The sequence below is a fragment of the Duganella sp. Dugasp78 genome (genome assembly GCF_059491455.1).
The window spans coordinates 2,964,794-2,978,752 of the sequence record NZ_CP168506.1 but is presented as its reverse complement, the minus strand read 5'-3'; the positions used below and the strand labels follow the sequence as shown (position 1 = coordinate 2,978,752).

Here is a 13,959-nt window from a genome sequence, read left to right as displayed (position 1 = left end):
ATAACTTATGTGAAATTAATTACGATCGTGAAAGTTGGTGACTATTTAAGGCCCTTGTAGGGAGCATAATTGTGTGATCGGATTAATATTGTGCGTTATGAAATTGATTGCTGAAAAACGGTCCAGGACCGACAAATACGATGTGCTGCGTTTTGTGCGCAACAACGGCAGCTGCACCGACACGGTGATGCCGCGCCAGGGCATCCTGCCGCACGACCTGTTGCACTATGTGGTGGAATCGGCCTTGCCGCTGCGGCACGGCTTCCTCAGCCGGCTGGCACGCGGCGCCGATGCGCAGTTCGTCATGGAGGCGGTGCACGACGCGGCCAACAAGGATGTGGAGACCGAGGCGGTGCAGGCGGAGGCGATCGTCGAGGGTTTGCAGGCGCAGTTGTGGTCCGGCGCGTTCGACGAGGAAGCCTTCCTGGCTGGCGCCGCCTCGGCCTGCACGGCGCGCGACAAGCAGCCGTTCGACTTCAGCAAGGTCGGCATCGACATCAAGGCGGCGCTGTACGACCGCGCGCTGTCGCTGAACGAAAAATGGATTACGGCCCCCTACTTCAGCACCCTGTCGCTGGAGTTCAGCCCGCAGCCGGTGTAACGCCTACTTCAACCACCCGCGACGGCGGAAGTACCAGAACGGCGCGATGGCGCTGGTGATCATCAGCACGATGGCGAACGGGTAGCCGAGCTGCCATTCCAGTTCCGGCAGCCACTTGAAGTTCATGCCGTAGATCGAGGCGATCAGGGTCGGCGGCAGGAAGGCCACGCTGGCCACCGAGAAGATCTTGATGATCTTGTTCTGGTTGATGTTGATGAAGCCGACCGTGGCGTCCATCAGGAAGTTGATCTTGTCGAACAGGAAGGACGTGTGGCCGTCCAGCGATTCGATGTCCCGCAGAATCTGGCGCGCCTCCTCGAACTGCTCCGAATTCAACAGCCGTCCGCGCATCAGGAAGCTGACCGCGCGCCGCGTGTCCATCATGTTGCGGCGGATGCGGCCGTTCAAGTCTTCCTCATGCGCGATGGCGTTCAGCGCGGCCGCCGCGTCCTGGTCGGTGAACTCTTTCTGCAGCACGCGGCCGCTGACTTCTTCCAGGTTCTGGTAGATGCCTTCCAGCGCGTCGGCCGAGTATTCGGCGTCGGTCGCGTACAGGTCCAGCAGCACGTCCATGTAGTCGGCGATCGAGCCCGGCCGCGAGCGCGCGCGCATGCGCACCAGGCGGAACACCGGCAGATCGTCGGTGTGCACCGAGAACAGCATCTTGCGCGCCAGGATGAAGGCCACCGTGACGATGCGCGACGGGCCGTCCTCTTCTTCCAGCAAAAAGTCGGTGCGCAGGTGCAGGTCGCCGTTTTCCGCTTCGTAGTAGCGGGCCGACGCTTCGATGTCCTTGACCTCGTCCTCGCCCGGCAAGGTCACGCCGTAGATGGCCTTGACCCATGCGCGTTCGTCGTCCGTCGGGTCGGTCAGGTCGACCCAGACCGGCTCGACCTTTTCCAGGTCCTCGCGACTGTCGATGGGCACCTGGTTGAGCCGGCCATTCTGGAGAACGAAAACATTAATCATGGGTACGCGAGCCTTCTGGAAACAGCGCAAGTGTACCCGCAAAGGCCCCAGCGAGGCCAGCCTGCCATGCGCTATTTCAGCCTAGCGGGTCGCTTTTTCGATCATTTTATCGGTGGCCGACTGCGGGGCCGAGTCCGCCGGGTCCGGCTTGGGCACTTTGGGCGCTTCGATGCCGCGTGTGTCGATCGCCTTGACCACCTTGCCGTCCTTGCAGTCCACGTCCGACAGCACGGTTTTGCCGTCGATGACGCACTTGCGCAGCACCCCGGCCGGCACCGCCGGCGCGGCCGCCGCGGCAGCCGACGATGCCGAGGCCGCTGCCGACGCGGCCGGCGGCGCCTGCCCGGTCAGCTTGGCCAGCCCTTCGGCGAAGAAGTTGCGCTCATGGCGGGCCGACATCAAAAACGCCATTGCTATCGCCGCCAGCGTAGCCATGATGATGGCCACCTGTATCAATCCGAGTCCACGCTGCTTGCTTAACATCGCTGCCTCCTAAGGTAACTCCGCCGATCCCATGCGGCGCAGGATCACGCCCGTACGCCGCGCCAGATAGCCCGAATCCCTGTGCTTGTCGAAGAAGCGCGGATTGGGCAACATCACCGCCAGCCTGGCCGCCTGGGCCGCGCCCAGGTTGGCCGCGCTGACGCCGTAGTAATGCCGCGCCGCCGCCTCGGCGCCGAACGTGCCGGTGCCGAACTCCACCACGTTCAGGTAGATTTCGAAGATGCGCTCCTTGTCCATCAAGGTTTCCAGCATGTAGGTGATGATCAGCTCCTGCCCCTTGCGCACATAGCTGCGCGAGCCGGACAGGAACAGATTCTTGGCCAGTTGCTGGGTGATGGTCGATCCGCCCGACACTACCTTGTGCTTCTTGTTGTTCTTCTCGTAGGCCTTTTGCAGCGCATCCCAGTCGACGCCCTCGTGCTCGGAGAAGTTGGCGTCCTCGGAAGCGATGATGGCGCGCTTGAGGTTGTTCGAGATGCGGCCGTACGGCACCCACATCTGCTGGATGTTGGCGTCCGGGTTCTTCTCGCGCAGCGCCGCGCGCTGCTCGCGCATGAAGCTGGTCGTCGACGGATTATGGTCGACCCACCACCAGATCTGCAGGAAGAAGTACAGCTGCACGGCCAGGAACAGCAGTATCGGCAGGATGAAGATCCACTTCACCCAGCGCCATTTGCCCGCCTTGGCCGCACTCACAGTTTGGCCCGCAGCGATTGCAGCACGTCCGCCGTGGCCGGCTGCACGCCGCGCCACAGGCTGAACGCCTCGGCGGCCTGCTCGACCAGCATGCCCAGGCCGTCGCGCAAGCGTGCGCCGTGCTGGCCCGCGAACTGCAAGAATACCGTGGGGGAGGCTCCGTACATCATATCCAAAGCCAGCGCGCCGGGCGCGAACACCGACGGCGACACCGGCGGCAACTCGGCGCTCAGGCTCGCCGAGGTGGCGTTGATGACGATGTCGAACGCGCCCTCAACGTCGCTGTAACCAGAGGCCGAGACCACGCCCTCGCCGCCCAGCGCGGCAAACTGCTCGGCCAGCGCCTCGGCCGTGGCCACGGTGCGGTTGGCGATGACCAGCTGGGCCGGGCGATGCTCCAGGATGGGCAGCACCACGCCGCGCGCGGCGCCGCCGGCGCCCAGCAGCAGCACGCGCTTGCCGGTGATCTGCACGCCGGCATTGTTGACGATGTCCGCCACCAGTCCCGCGCCATCGGTGTTGTCGCCAACGATGCCGTCCTCGGTGAAGTGCAGCGTGTTGACGGCGCCGGCCGCGCGGGCGCGGATGGTCAGCGCCTGCGCCACCTTCACCGCGTCCAGCTTGAACGGCACGGTGACGTTGGCGCCTTTGCCGCCCTCGGCGATGAAGGCTTGCACGGCGGCGGCAAAGCCATCCACCGGCGCCAGCCGTTTTTCGTAAGTGAGTTCCTGCCCGGTCTGGGCCGCGAACGCGGCATGGATCTCGGGTGATTTGCTATGGGCAATCGGATTGCCGAATACGCAGTAGCGGTCCATCAACGTCCTCCGCCGCTTAAGTCGGCTTGTAGTTTGTCTTCGCGGGTGAATTTGAAAGTCGTGACGATCACCCACAGATCGTCCTTGTCATTGGACAGCATGTTCGGCGGGAACTTGCCGAACGGCGCGGCGCGGCGCACGATGTTCATCGCGGCGTCGTCCAGCGCCTGGTTGCCGGAGCTGCGATCAACCTTGATGCCGCCGTCCTTTTCGTAGATCGTGCCATCCTGAAATACCGGGATCGACAGCACCAGCTGGCCATACAGCTTGCGGCCGTTAGCCTGCGGGAAGTTCAGCGTACCGATGTCTTCGATGCGCTTCTGGATCGCTTTGTAGTACATCGCGTAGCCAACGCCGCGCGTGCTCGGCGTGATGAAGGTCTTCTTGGGACGCTTGTTCTGGTCGTCGATGGTTTCGCTGATCTCGGCGGCGCGGCGGGCGATGGCCTTGCTGGCGTCCAGCAGGTCGGCACCGGTCGGCAGCGGATCGGGCTTGTTCTTTTCCGTCACCGGCGGCGCGGTGTACGGGGTCTGTTTGGCCGCTTGCGTCAGCAGATTCCTCTGCTGCTCTTCCAGCTCGGCGATGCGGCGCTTGGCGGCCTTGATGCTGTCGCCCGTTTCAATCTTGCGCATATCGGGCATGGGCGATTTGGAGCGGCCCTTGTCGACGTTGCCGCCGCCGTCCAGGTTGGCCTGGGCCAGCGCCTCGGCCTTCAACGGCGCCTTGCTGTGTTTGGCGTTAACCAGGATCACTTCCAGCCCCGGATCGGTGGCTTGCACCGGCGCCGGCTTGGGCGCGACAAAGTGCACCGCGAGCAGGGCGCCATGCGCCATCAGCGAGAGGCCGATGGCGATGTACAGCAAGCGATTTTCTTTGAAAGACTTCACGCGAGGCCGGGAGAGAAAAGTTAGGGCTGATTTTACGTCAAAGCAAGCGCGGGGCTGCGGGATTTTAAGCGGTCATTCCCGCGCAGGCGGGAATCCATAGAACGCCGATTTTCACGTTCAGTATGGATTCCCGCTTTCGCGGGAACGACGCTATTCGGCGGCCGGCTCCTCGGCGGCGGCCTCGACCGCCACTTCCGGCGCGTCGACCGCTTCTTCCGGCGCCTCCTCGTCCTCGTAGTCCAGCTCGGCATCGGCGGCCACCGTTTCGGTGGTCGGGATTTCCAGGATGCGCGCTTCGATGGTCAGGTCCACCTCGTCCCAGCGCAGGATGTCCAGCTTGACCTGGGCGCCGCGCGCCACCTGCGGCATGCCCGGCAAACGGATGATCAGCGGGATATCGACCAGGCGCAGCACCTCGTCCTTGAGCACCACGGCCTCGACCTGGCGCGCCTCCTGCTGGCCCAGCCAGCGCAGACACCAGTAGCGTTCCATGTTCGACTGATGATCGCCATACGCCGCATACGCCGCGTCGAACTGCGACACGATCGCGAACAGGTTGGCATCCTTGTGCTTGAAGTGCGCGACCAGCGGCGCGGTCACGCCGTGCTCGGCGCAGGCCAGGATCTGCCACTGGTTGACCAGGTCGGTATAGCGGCGCAGCGGCGAGGTGCTCCATGCATACTGGTCCACGCCCAGGCCCTGGTGCGGCGCCGCATGGGTCAGCATGCGCACCTGCATCTTGGCGGCCCAGCCGCCCACGCCCTGGCCCTGGCTGCGGTAAATGCCCGGCACGCCGTGGTCATGCATCAGCTTGCCCCAGGTGCTGTTGGCGAAGATCATCAGCTCGGCCACGATCTTGTCCAGCGGCGCGCCGCGCTTGCGGCGGCTGACCGTGACCACGTCGTCTTCCACGTAGAAGTTGAAGTCCACGCGGTTGTTCTGTTCCGGCTTGAGGCCGAAGCCTTCGCGCTTGACCATGCGCGCCGCTTCCAGCACCTGCGCCCATTGCCAGATCAGGCCCAGCGACTCCTTGTGCGGATAGTCGCCCACGCCGCTGGCCAGCGTTTCCTCGTTGACCAGGTCGTCGAGGTCGTTGTGGCGCAGGTTGTTCGCGATCGGCACCATCTCGGCGCGGGTCTCGGTGGCCAGCACCGACCAGTCGGCAGGGTTGAGCGTGGCGTACAGCGACAGCGCCGGGCAGGTCTTGCCCTCGGCCAGCGTGAACGCTTCGACGATGGCGTCCGGCAGCATGGTGATCTTATCGCCAGGCATGTAGACGGTGGACATGCGCGCGCGCGCCATCTTGTCGACCGCATCGTCCGGCTGTATGCCCAGGCCCGGCGCGGCGATGTGAATGCCGATCTTGACGTTGCCGTCGTCCAGCCTGGTGACGGAGAAGGCGTCGTCGATCTCGGTGGTGGTGACGTCGTCGATGGAGAACGCTTGCACGTTGGCCAGCGGCAGCTTGGTCGGCGTCACCGGCACCGGCACGTCCGGGAAGCCGGCGCCGCGCGGGAAGTTCTCGAACAGGAACTTGGCCATGTGCAGCGCCTTGGGCGACGCCACGCCGCCAGCCGCCAGCATCAGCCGCTGCGGATTGGTGTGCAGCTCGTTGCAGGCAGCTTCCAGCGCCTTGTATTCGATGGAGTTCTTGTCCGGCTTGAACAGCAGCTGCATGACCATGTTCTGCATCGAGGCCGGCAGCTTGTTGGCCTTCAACTCTTCAACGTACTCGGCCTGCACCAGCGCCTGCTGTTTCTTTTTCTCGATGCCGGCCTGCGCGGCGCGCAGCGATTGCTCGGGCGCGGCCTTGTAGCGGCCGCGCCCCTTCTTGTAGAAGTAGATCGGCGCCGAATGCAGGCTCAGGATCAGGCCGGCCGCTTCGGCCGGCAGCGGCGCGTGGCCGAAGTATTCCGCGCCCAGCTCGGCGAAACCGAATTCCTCTTCGCCCGCCACTTCCCACAGGAAGTCGAGGTCGATGTCGGCCGCGACCGCCTTGGCCTGTTCCATCAAATCCGTCGGCGACGGCTTCTCGTACTGCAGCAGCACGTCCTTGATCTTGACCTTGGTGCGCTTGCCGCTGGCCATTTCAACCTGATAGGCCTCGCCGGCTTGCGACATCATGGAGCCGACCTTGAAATCGCCGGATTCTTCGAAAAATAGATTCATTGCTAGCTTCTGTTCGTTGTTATTAGTTTCAATTCCAGCACGGAAGGCAGAAACACTTCCGTCACCAGCAGAGTACCCTGACGACGCCGATATAAACAGCGCCGTGCATATAAGATGAGTTCTTGCGGACCTTCCCGCCCTTGATCCAATTGCAGCGCCTGGCGCGCGCGCTGCGCCAGGGGATGCCCGTTCCGCAATCTTGCAAATTCCAAAACACCGCGCCGCACTTGCGGGTCGCCAAACAGGGTCGTGCCCAGCGAACGCTCGCCCAATGCGCTGAACAAGGGCCAGTCCGTGGCCGTGGCCGACATCGGCACCACCGTGTGCGCGAACACCACAGGCGTATTATCACACCGCAGCAGCACTTCCCTCTCCCAGACGCGGCCGGGCCTGTGCATGCCGATCGCCACCGCCTCGTCCGTCAGGCAGCGCGCGGTGGTCTGATGCAGGCACTGCACGCGGAAGGTGCGGCTATGATCCTTCAGCTTGGCGGTCAGCGAACCGTCGGCCGTCAGCCACTGGCGGTAGGCCGGCGGCGCATTCAGCGCCAGCACATGCGGCTGCCATTGCGTCTGCCGCAGCGAAGCGCCACGCACTGCGGCCGTCACTGATGCGCCTCGATACCGCAAAATTCCAGTACAGACTCCACATAATCGGCAAACTCGGAAATGCCATGGTCGCTGCCCTCGATCACATGCTGGCGCGCGCCCGCATAGTGCGCCACCATGTCGCGATAGTCCAGCACTTCGTCGCCGGTGGCGGCGATCAGGAAGTAACGCTCCTGGCGCGTGACCGGATTGACGGCCAATGCGCGCAGTTCCTCGATGTATTCCTGCTTGAACTCGAACGGCTCGTCGGAATGGTATTGCGTGGTCACGCCGACGTGCTGGTCCAGGTCCTTGAGCGGCACGATGGCCGGGTTCAGCAGCACCGCGCGGCAACCGATGCGCTCGGCCAGCCAAGTGGCGTAGTAGCCGCCCAGCGAGGAACCGACGATGGTCAGCTCACCGGCCGGAATGCCCTCTATTAAAGAGAGCGCCAATTCCATCGCCAGCCTGGGCGAGGCCGGCAGCTGCGGGCAGATGAACTGGTCCGACAAACCCAGCGCCGCCATACGCTCGCCCATCACGCGCGCCTTCATCGACTTGGGCGACGAGCGGAATCCGTGCAGGTAAAGAATCATCGCGCCAGCGCTTCCAGTATCTTGTTGTGCACGCCGCCGAAGCCGCCGTTGCTCATCACCAGGATCTGGTCGCCCGGCTGCGCGGCCTTGACGATGGCGGCGACCAGCACGTCGATGTCTTCATAGGCGCTGGCGACCGGCCCCAGCGGCGCCAGCGCGGCGCCCAGGCTCCAGCCCAGCGCCTGCTGGCTGCCGAAGCCGAACACCAGGTCGGCTTCGGACAGGCTGCCCGGCAGCGCATCCTTCATCGCGCCCAGCTTCATGGTGTTGGAGCGCGGCTCCAGCACGGCCAGGATGCGTGCGCTCTTGCCTATCTTCTGGCGCAGGCCGCCGACGGTGGTGGCGATCGCGGTCGGATGGTGGGCGAAATCGTCATAAACAGTAATATCGTTTACCACGCCGCGCACTTCCATGCGGCGCTTGACGTTCTCGAACGTGGCCAGCGACTTGGCCGCCTGCGCCACCGGCACGCCGACGTGGCGGGCGGCGGCAATCGCGGCCAACGCGTTGGCGCGGTTGTGCTTGCCGGTCAGGTTCCACTCGACATGGCCGGCCACTTCGCCGCCGAAGATCACGTCGAAGCTGCCGTCATCGTATTCGTTCATCGTCCAATCGGCGCCCTGCGCGCCGCCGAAGCCTTCCTTCTCGCTCCAGCAGCCGCGCTTGAGCACGCGCTGCAGCGCCGGCTCGTCGGCGTTGAACACGACGCGGCCGATGCCGGGCACGGTGCGCACCAGGTGATGGAACTGGGTTTCGATCGCGCCCAGATCGGGGAAGATGTCGGCATGATCGTATTCCAGGTTGTTCAGGATCGCGGTCTTGGCGTGGTAGTGCACAAACTTGCTGCGCTTGTCGAAGAAGGCGGTGTCGTACTCGTCGGCCTCGATGACGAAGAAGATAGAATCCTTGTCCCCTTGCATGCGGGCCGAGACGCCGAAGTTCATCGGCACGCCGCCGATCAGGAAGCCGGGCGCGTAACCGGCGTCTTCCAGTATCCAGGTCAGCATGGCCGAGGTGGTGGTCTTGCCGTGCGTGCCGGCCACGGCCAGTACCCACTTGTCCTTTAATATATGGTCGCCGATCCATTGCGGGCCGGAGACGAACGGCAGGCCGCGGTTCATGATCTCTTCGATCAGCGGATTGCCGCGCGAAACGACATTGCCGATCACGTACAGGTCGGGGTTAAGTTGCACCTGTTCCGGGCCAAAGCCCTGTATCAGTTCGATGCCCTGCGCTTCCAGCTGGGTGCTCATGGGCGGATACACGTTGGCGTCGCAGCCGGTCACGCGGTGGCCCGCCTCTTTTGCCAGGACTGCCAGGCCGCCCATGAAGGTGCCGCAAATACCGAGGATATGAATATGCATAGTGATCAAGACGACGAATGAATACGGGATTTTACCTGACCCGACGCCCTTTTCCCGGTTAAGAGTATTATCTCGTCCATGACGCCGAATGTTATCGAAGAAGTCCTGCTGCTGCGTGCGGAGATCGCCGCGGCCGCCGCACGCCTGATCGCCCAGGACGGCCACGACTACAACACGGCCAAGCGCAAGGCCGCCAAGCAGATCCTCGGCGACACCCAGCCGCCGCTGAACCTGCTGCCGGACAACGCCCAGATCGAGGCGGAAGTGCGGATCTACCAATCGCTATTCCATGCCGACACCCAGCCCGCCCGCCTGTTCCGGCTGCGCACGCTGGCGGTCGACATCATGGAGGGCCTTGCCGCCTTCCATCCCTACCTGACCGGCGCCGTCCTGAATGGCACGGCCGGCCCGCACGACGACATTCATTTGCAGCTGTTCGCCGACAGCGCCAAGGAAGTGGAAATCTTCCTGCTGAACCGTAATTTGCAAATCGACATCACCGAGACGCCGCACTTCAAGGGCCCGCGCCACGGCACGGTCGAGACCGTCAGCTTCATGTGGCACAAGGAAGGCGTACACGCCGCCTTGTATGAACTGGACGATTTGCGCGGCGCCGTCAAAACCCGCGGCGACGGCAAATTGATGCGCGCCGATCTCGCCGCCGTGCGCGCCCTACTAGTTAACAGTACTCACGAAAACCCAGACCAAGCTCAACCATGAATCAAAAACACCTCGCAGCCTATGTAGTTGTCGCTTTGCTATTCGCCGCATCCGGCGCCTACGTCGGCATGCATAAAAAAGACCAGGCGTCGCCGGTCGCCACGGCCCAGCCGGCCGGCATCACCGGTCCGGTGGACGCCTTATATAAGCAATCGCTGCCGGATGCAAAAGGCGTGTCGCAGTCGCTGGCCCAATACAAAGGCAAGGCCATGCTGGTCAATTTCTGGGCGCCGTGGTGCGGTCCCTGCGTGCAGGAGATGCCGGAGCTGTCGGCGCTGGCCGCCGGAGAAGAGGGCAAGAAGCTGCAAGTTATCGGAATCGGCATCGATTCACCGACAAATATCGCCGAATTTAGCGACAAGTTCAAAATCAGCTACCCGGTCTTCGTGGCCGGCATGGCCGGCACCGACCTCTCGCGCTCGTTCGGCAACGGCGGCGGCGGCCTTCCCTACACGGTGCTGATCGGCGCCGACGGTCAGGTCAAGAAGACCTATCTGGGCCGCCTGAAGTTTGACGAGCTGCGCAAGGACCTGGCAACTCTGTAAATAGTTTTACAAGTTTTTTTCTCTTGCCAATGCCGGCGGTTGGCGGCAAAATGCGGAACTTTCGCGGAAAACGGTCCTGAACCATGGCAAAAAACCTCCTACTGCTCAACGGTCCCAACCTGAATTTGCTGGGTAGCCGCGAGCCTGAGGTCTACGGCGCTAGCACTTTGGCCGACATCGAACACGCTGCCCAGGCACAAGCCCAGGCAGCGGGCGCGAGCTTGTCCTGCTTCCAGAGCAACCACGAAGGAGCGCTGATCGACCGCATCCATGCCGCCAGAGCGGAAGGCGTGGATGCCATCGTCATCAATCCGGGCGGCCTGACGCACACCAGCGTGGCCCTGCGCGACGCCCTGGCGGGCGTGGCGATACCGTTTGTTGAAGTGCATATTTCGAATATTTACCAGCGCGAGTCGTTTCGCCATCACTCATTTCTTAGCGCGATCGCTATAGGTACTATTTGCGGACTGGGTATCGAAGGATATCGGTTTGCCATCGACTTCGTCCTTAAAAGGCGATAATCTACGCGATCTGCGCGCAATTTCGCGCGGTCCCGCCCAAAAGGCGCTACCGCTCACACTTACATAACAAGACATTCCTGGGGGTTACATGGATTTACGCAAGCTGAAGACCTTGATTGATTTGGTCGCGGAATCGGATATCGCCGAACTCGAAGTGACCGAAGGCGAGAGCAAGGTACGCATCGTCAAGTCGTCCGCCATGCCGCAAAACCAGATGGTGATGATGCAGCCGCAAGGCATGCCGCAATACCACGCTGCCCCGGCCGCCGCACCGGCCGCCGCCGCTGCAGCGCCGGTTGCCGTCGCCGCCGAGCCGACCGGCCACGTGGTCAAGTCGCCGATGGTCGGCACCTTCTATCGTTCGTCCGCCCCTGGTTCGCCGGCGTTCGTCGAAGTTGGCGCCGTCGTCAAGGAAGGCGACACCCTGTGCATCATCGAAGCGATGAAGCTGCTGAACGAAATCGACGCCGACAAGTCCGGCACGATCACCCAGATCCTGGTCGAGAACGGCCAACCGGTCGAGTTCGGCCAGCCGCTGTTTGTGATAGGCTAAGACCGGCCTGCGCCCTCCCCTTCGGTGACGGGCGCGCCGGCTTGGTCCGCATTCCCTCCTCTACCTGATGTTACCGGCTTGCCGGTGCTCACAGACCTACGCGAACCTATCATGTTTGAAAAAATCCTCATTGCCAACCGTGGCGAAATCGCCCTCCGTATCCAGCGCGCATGCCGCGAGCTGGGCATCAAGACGGTTGTGGTCCACTCGGAAGCGGACAAAGACGCCAAATACGTGAAGTTGGCGGATGAATCGGTGTGTATCGGTCCTGCGCCGTCGACGCTCAGCTACCTGAACATGCCAGCCATCATCAGCGCCGCCGAAGTGACGGACGCCGAAGCGATCCACCCTGGCTACGGCTTCCTGTCGGAAAACGCCGACTTCGCCGAGCGCGTGGAAAAATCCGGCTTCGTCTTCATCGGTCCCCGCTCGGAATCGATCCGCATCATGGGCGACAAGGTCTCGGCCAAGCAAACCATGATCAAGGCCGGCGTGCCGTGCGTGCCAGGTTCGGAGGGCGCGTTGCCCGACGATCCCAAGGCGATCGTGCAAATTGCGCGCAAGGTCGGCTACCCTGTGATCATCAAGGCGGCCGGCGGCGGCGGTGGCCGCGGCATGCGCGTGGTGCATACCGAAGCCGCGCTGATCAACGCCGTGGCGATGACCAAGACCGAAGCCGGTAGCGCCTTCGGCAATCCGGAAGTCTATATGGAGAAGTACCTGGAAAATCCGCGTCACGTGGAAATCCAGATCCTCGCCGACGAACACAAGAACGCCGTCTGGCTGGGCGAACGCGACTGCTCGATGCAGCGCCGCCACCAGAAGGTCATCGAAGAGGCGCCAGCGCCGGGCATCCCGCGCAAGCTGATCGAAAAAGTGGGCGACCGCTGCGCCGAAGCCTGCCGCAAGATCGGCTACCGTGGCGCCGGCACCTTCGAGTTCCTGTACGAGAACGGCGAGTTCTACTTCATCGAGATGAACACCCGCGTGCAGGTGGAACACCCGGTCACCGAAATGATCACCGGCATCGACATCGTGCAGGAACAGATCCGCATCGCCGCCGGCGAGAAGCTGCGCTTCCGCCAGCGCGACGTGATGCTGTCCGGCCACGCGGTCGAGTGCCGCATCAACGCCGAAGACCCGTTCAAGTTCACGCCGTCGCCAGGCCGCATCACTTCCTGGCACGTGCCGGGCGGCCCGGGCATCCGCGTCGACTCGCACTCGTATGCGGGGTATTATGTACCGCCGCACTACGATTCGATGATCGGCAAGGTGATCGCCTACGGCGCCACCCGCGAGCAGGCGATCCGCCGCATGCAGATCGCGCTGTCGGAGATGGTGGTCGAGGGTATCCAGACCAACATCCCGCTGCACCGCGAGCTGATGGTCGACGCCCGCTTCATCGAAGGCGGCACCAACATCCATTATCTGGAGCAAAAACTGGCGGACATGCCAGACCTGCATAAACTGAGTTTAAGTAACAAGGCGCCACAATAATGAGCTGGACTGAAATCGTCATCGAAATCGCCCGCGACCACGCGGAAGCACTGTCGGAAGCCCTGATGGACGTGGGCGCGCTGTCGGTGTCCGTGGAAGACGCGGACGAAGGCACCGACGCGGAAAAACCGCTGTTCGGCGAGCCGGGCATGGAACCGACCGAGGCGGCGTGGGAACACAGCCGCGTGGTCGCCCTGACCAACGAAGACGACGACCAGGCCGTGATCGTGGCGGCCGCCGCCGGACAAATCGGCCTGGCCACGCTGCCCAAGTTCACCACCCGCAAGGTGGAGGAGCAGGACTGGGTGCGCCTGACCCAGTCGCAGTTCGCGCCCATCCATATCGGCAAGAACATCTGGGTCGTGCCGAGCTGGCACGAGGCGCCTGACGCCAACGGCCTGATCCTGAAACTGGATCCGGGCCTGGCCTTCGGCACCGGCAGCCATCCGACCACCCGTCTGTGCATGGAGTGGCTGGAAGCCAATCCGGCGCCGGGCAAGACCGTGCTCGACTACGGTTGCGGCTCCGGCATCCTGGCCATGGTGGCCAAGAAGGTCGGCGCCGGCGAAGTGGTCGGCGTGGACATCGATCCGCAGGCGATCGAATCGGCGGCCGACAATGCCGAGCGCAACAAGTGCGAGATCGAGTACTTCCTGCCGGACACCTTCGCCCAATCGAAGCATGCGACGCAGCGTTTCGACATCGTCGTCGCCAACATCCTGTCCAGTCCGCTCAAGCTGATGGCGCCCATGTTGTCGGGCCGCGTGGCCGATGGCGGCGCGCTGATCCTGTCGGGCGTGCTGGCACGCCAGGCCGAGGAAGTGGCGGCGGCCTACGCCCCGTTCATCAAGCTGGGCGTGTGGGCTGAGCAAGACGGCTGGGTGGCGCTGCACGGCCGCCTCGGCAGCGATGTGGTTCCTGCGGCGCGCTAACCA

Annotated in this window: 16 protein-coding genes; 7 read left to right on the top strand and 9 right to left on the bottom strand. The window is 63.3% G+C overall.

The window, feature by feature from the left end; all coding sequences use genetic code 11:
• Positions 1-97: 97 nt before the first annotated feature.
• On the top strand, positions 98-601 hold the full coding sequence (locus ACEN9O_RS13230) for a hypothetical protein (RefSeq protein WP_495617988.1): 504 nt from the start codon (positions 98-100) through the stop codon (positions 599-601).
• 3 nt (positions 602-604) lie between these two features.
• Here the strand turns inward: ACEN9O_RS13230 and corA are convergent, their stop codons facing one another.
• From corA to mpl, 9 genes are all read right to left on the bottom strand, one after another.
• Positions 605-1,570: a magnesium/cobalt transporter CorA gene (corA, locus tag ACEN9O_RS13225; RefSeq protein ID WP_495617987.1), complete on the bottom strand. Its 966-nt coding sequence runs from the start codon at positions 1,568-1,570 to the stop codon at positions 605-607.
• A gap of 81 nt (positions 1,571-1,651) precedes the next feature.
• Positions 1,652-2,053 (bottom strand): DUF4124 domain-containing protein, encoded by a 402-nt coding sequence (locus tag ACEN9O_RS13220; RefSeq protein WP_495617986.1) that lies wholly within the window; start codon positions 2,051-2,053, stop codon positions 1,652-1,654.
• A gap of 9 nt (positions 2,054-2,062) precedes the next feature.
• Complete coding sequence (gene mtgA, locus ACEN9O_RS13215) at positions 2,063-2,770, bottom strand: monofunctional biosynthetic peptidoglycan transglycosylase (protein WP_495617985.1); 708 nt, start codon at positions 2,768-2,770, stop codon at positions 2,063-2,065.
• Entirely contained in the window at positions 2,767-3,585 is an 819-nt protein-coding gene (aroE, locus tag ACEN9O_RS13210) for a shikimate dehydrogenase (RefSeq protein WP_495617984.1), read from the bottom strand. Before aroE ends, mtgA begins: the two co-directional genes overlap by 4 nt.
• The gene (locus tag ACEN9O_RS13205; RefSeq protein WP_495618469.1) at positions 3,585-4,418 is read right to left on the bottom strand and encodes an energy transducer TonB family protein; all 834 of its coding nucleotides are present in this window, start codon (positions 4,416-4,418) and stop codon (positions 3,585-3,587) included. The genes aroE and ACEN9O_RS13205 overlap by 1 nt, the downstream gene beginning before the upstream one ends.
• Before the next feature lie 204 nt (positions 4,419-4,622).
• Positions 4,623-6,641 (bottom strand): ribonuclease catalytic domain-containing protein, encoded by a 2,019-nt coding sequence (locus ACEN9O_RS13200; protein WP_495617983.1) that lies wholly within the window; start codon positions 6,639-6,641, stop codon positions 4,623-4,625.
• 2 nt (positions 6,642-6,643) lie between these two features.
• Positions 6,644-7,249, bottom strand: a complete 606-nt coding sequence (locus tag ACEN9O_RS13195; RefSeq protein WP_495617982.1) for a chorismate--pyruvate lyase family protein — start codon at positions 7,247-7,249, stop codon at positions 6,644-6,646.
• Complete coding sequence (locus ACEN9O_RS13190) at positions 7,246-7,824, bottom strand: YqiA/YcfP family alpha/beta fold hydrolase (protein WP_495617981.1); 579 nt, start codon at positions 7,822-7,824, stop codon at positions 7,246-7,248. Before ACEN9O_RS13190 ends, ACEN9O_RS13195 begins: the two co-directional genes overlap by 4 nt.
• A complete protein-coding gene (mpl, locus tag ACEN9O_RS13185; RefSeq protein ID WP_495617980.1) occupies positions 7,821-9,188 on the bottom strand; it encodes a UDP-N-acetylmuramate:L-alanyl-gamma-D-glutamyl-meso-diaminopimelate ligase in 1,368 nt (455 codons plus the stop codon). Before mpl ends, ACEN9O_RS13190 begins: the two co-directional genes overlap by 4 nt.
• 78 nt (positions 9,189-9,266) lie before the next feature.
• Between mpl and ACEN9O_RS13180 the strand changes: the two genes are divergently transcribed.
• The 6 genes from ACEN9O_RS13180 to prmA all read left to right on the top strand — a co-directional run bounded on the left by ACEN9O_RS13180 (position 9,267) and on the right by prmA (position 13,956).
• On the top strand, positions 9,267-9,908 hold the full coding sequence (locus ACEN9O_RS13180) for a hypothetical protein (RefSeq protein WP_495617979.1): 642 nt from the start codon (positions 9,267-9,269) through the stop codon (positions 9,906-9,908).
• Positions 9,905-10,453: a TlpA family protein disulfide reductase gene (locus ACEN9O_RS13175; protein WP_495617978.1), complete on the top strand. Its 549-nt coding sequence runs from the start codon at positions 9,905-9,907 to the stop codon at positions 10,451-10,453. The genes ACEN9O_RS13180 and ACEN9O_RS13175 overlap by 4 nt, the downstream gene beginning before the upstream one ends.
• 83 nt (positions 10,454-10,536) lie before the next feature.
• Positions 10,537-10,974: a type II 3-dehydroquinate dehydratase gene (gene aroQ, locus ACEN9O_RS13170; RefSeq protein WP_492927768.1), complete on the top strand. Its 438-nt coding sequence runs from the start codon at positions 10,537-10,539 to the stop codon at positions 10,972-10,974.
• Between the two features lie 88 nt (positions 10,975-11,062).
• The gene (gene accB, locus ACEN9O_RS13165; RefSeq protein ID WP_495617977.1) at positions 11,063-11,527 is read left to right on the top strand and encodes an acetyl-CoA carboxylase biotin carboxyl carrier protein; all 465 of its coding nucleotides are present in this window, start codon (positions 11,063-11,065) and stop codon (positions 11,525-11,527) included.
• A gap of 111 nt (positions 11,528-11,638) precedes the next feature.
• Complete coding sequence (accC, locus tag ACEN9O_RS13160; protein WP_495617976.1) at positions 11,639-13,024, top strand: acetyl-CoA carboxylase biotin carboxylase subunit; 1,386 nt, start codon at positions 11,639-11,641, stop codon at positions 13,022-13,024.
• Entirely contained in the window at positions 13,024-13,956 is a 933-nt protein-coding gene (gene prmA, locus ACEN9O_RS13155; RefSeq protein ID WP_495617975.1) for a 50S ribosomal protein L11 methyltransferase, read from the top strand. The genes accC and prmA overlap by 1 nt, the downstream gene beginning before the upstream one ends.
• The last annotated feature ends 3 nt before the right edge of the window (positions 13,957-13,959 follow it).

What these genes read in the sequence shown, in the direction of transcription:
- ACEN9O_RS13230 (WP_495617988.1), top strand. Translation starts at nt 98, where the DNA reads ATGAAATTGATTGCTGAAAAACGGTCCAGGACCGACAAATACGATGTG.
- corA (WP_495617987.1), bottom strand. Translation starts at nt 1,570, where the DNA reads ATGATTAATGTTTTCGTTCTCCAGAATGGCCGGCTCAACCAGGTGCCC.
- ACEN9O_RS13220 (WP_495617986.1), bottom strand. Translation starts at nt 2,053, where the DNA reads ATGTTAAGCAAGCAGCGTGGACTCGGATTGATACAGGTGGCCATCATC.
- aroE (WP_495617984.1), bottom strand. Translation starts at nt 3,585, where the DNA reads ATGGACCGCTACTGCGTATTCGGCAATCCGATTGCCCATAGCAAATCA.
- ACEN9O_RS13205 (WP_495618469.1), bottom strand. Translation starts at nt 4,418, where the DNA reads ATGGCGCATGGCGCCCTGCTCGCGGTGCACTTTGTCGCGCCCAAGCCG.
- ACEN9O_RS13200 (WP_495617983.1), bottom strand. Translation starts at nt 6,641, where the DNA reads ATGAATCTATTTTTCGAAGAATCCGGCGATTTCAAGGTCGGCTCCATG.
- ACEN9O_RS13190 (WP_495617981.1), bottom strand. Translation starts at nt 7,824, where the DNA reads ATGATTCTTTACCTGCACGGATTCCGCTCGTCGCCCAAGTCGATGAAG.
- mpl (WP_495617980.1), bottom strand. Translation starts at nt 9,188, where the DNA reads ATGCATATTCATATCCTCGGTATTTGCGGCACCTTCATGGGCGGCCTG.
- ACEN9O_RS13180 (WP_495617979.1), top strand. Translation starts at nt 9,267, where the DNA reads ATGACGCCGAATGTTATCGAAGAAGTCCTGCTGCTGCGTGCGGAGATC.
- ACEN9O_RS13175 (WP_495617978.1), top strand. Translation starts at nt 9,905, where the DNA reads ATGAATCAAAAACACCTCGCAGCCTATGTAGTTGTCGCTTTGCTATTC.
- aroQ (WP_492927768.1), top strand. Translation starts at nt 10,537, where the DNA reads ATGGCAAAAAACCTCCTACTGCTCAACGGTCCCAACCTGAATTTGCTG.
- accB (WP_495617977.1), top strand. Translation starts at nt 11,063, where the DNA reads ATGGATTTACGCAAGCTGAAGACCTTGATTGATTTGGTCGCGGAATCG.
- accC (WP_495617976.1), top strand. Translation starts at nt 11,639, where the DNA reads ATGTTTGAAAAAATCCTCATTGCCAACCGTGGCGAAATCGCCCTCCGT.
- prmA (WP_495617975.1), top strand. Translation starts at nt 13,024, where the DNA reads ATGAGCTGGACTGAAATCGTCATCGAAATCGCCCGCGACCACGCGGAA.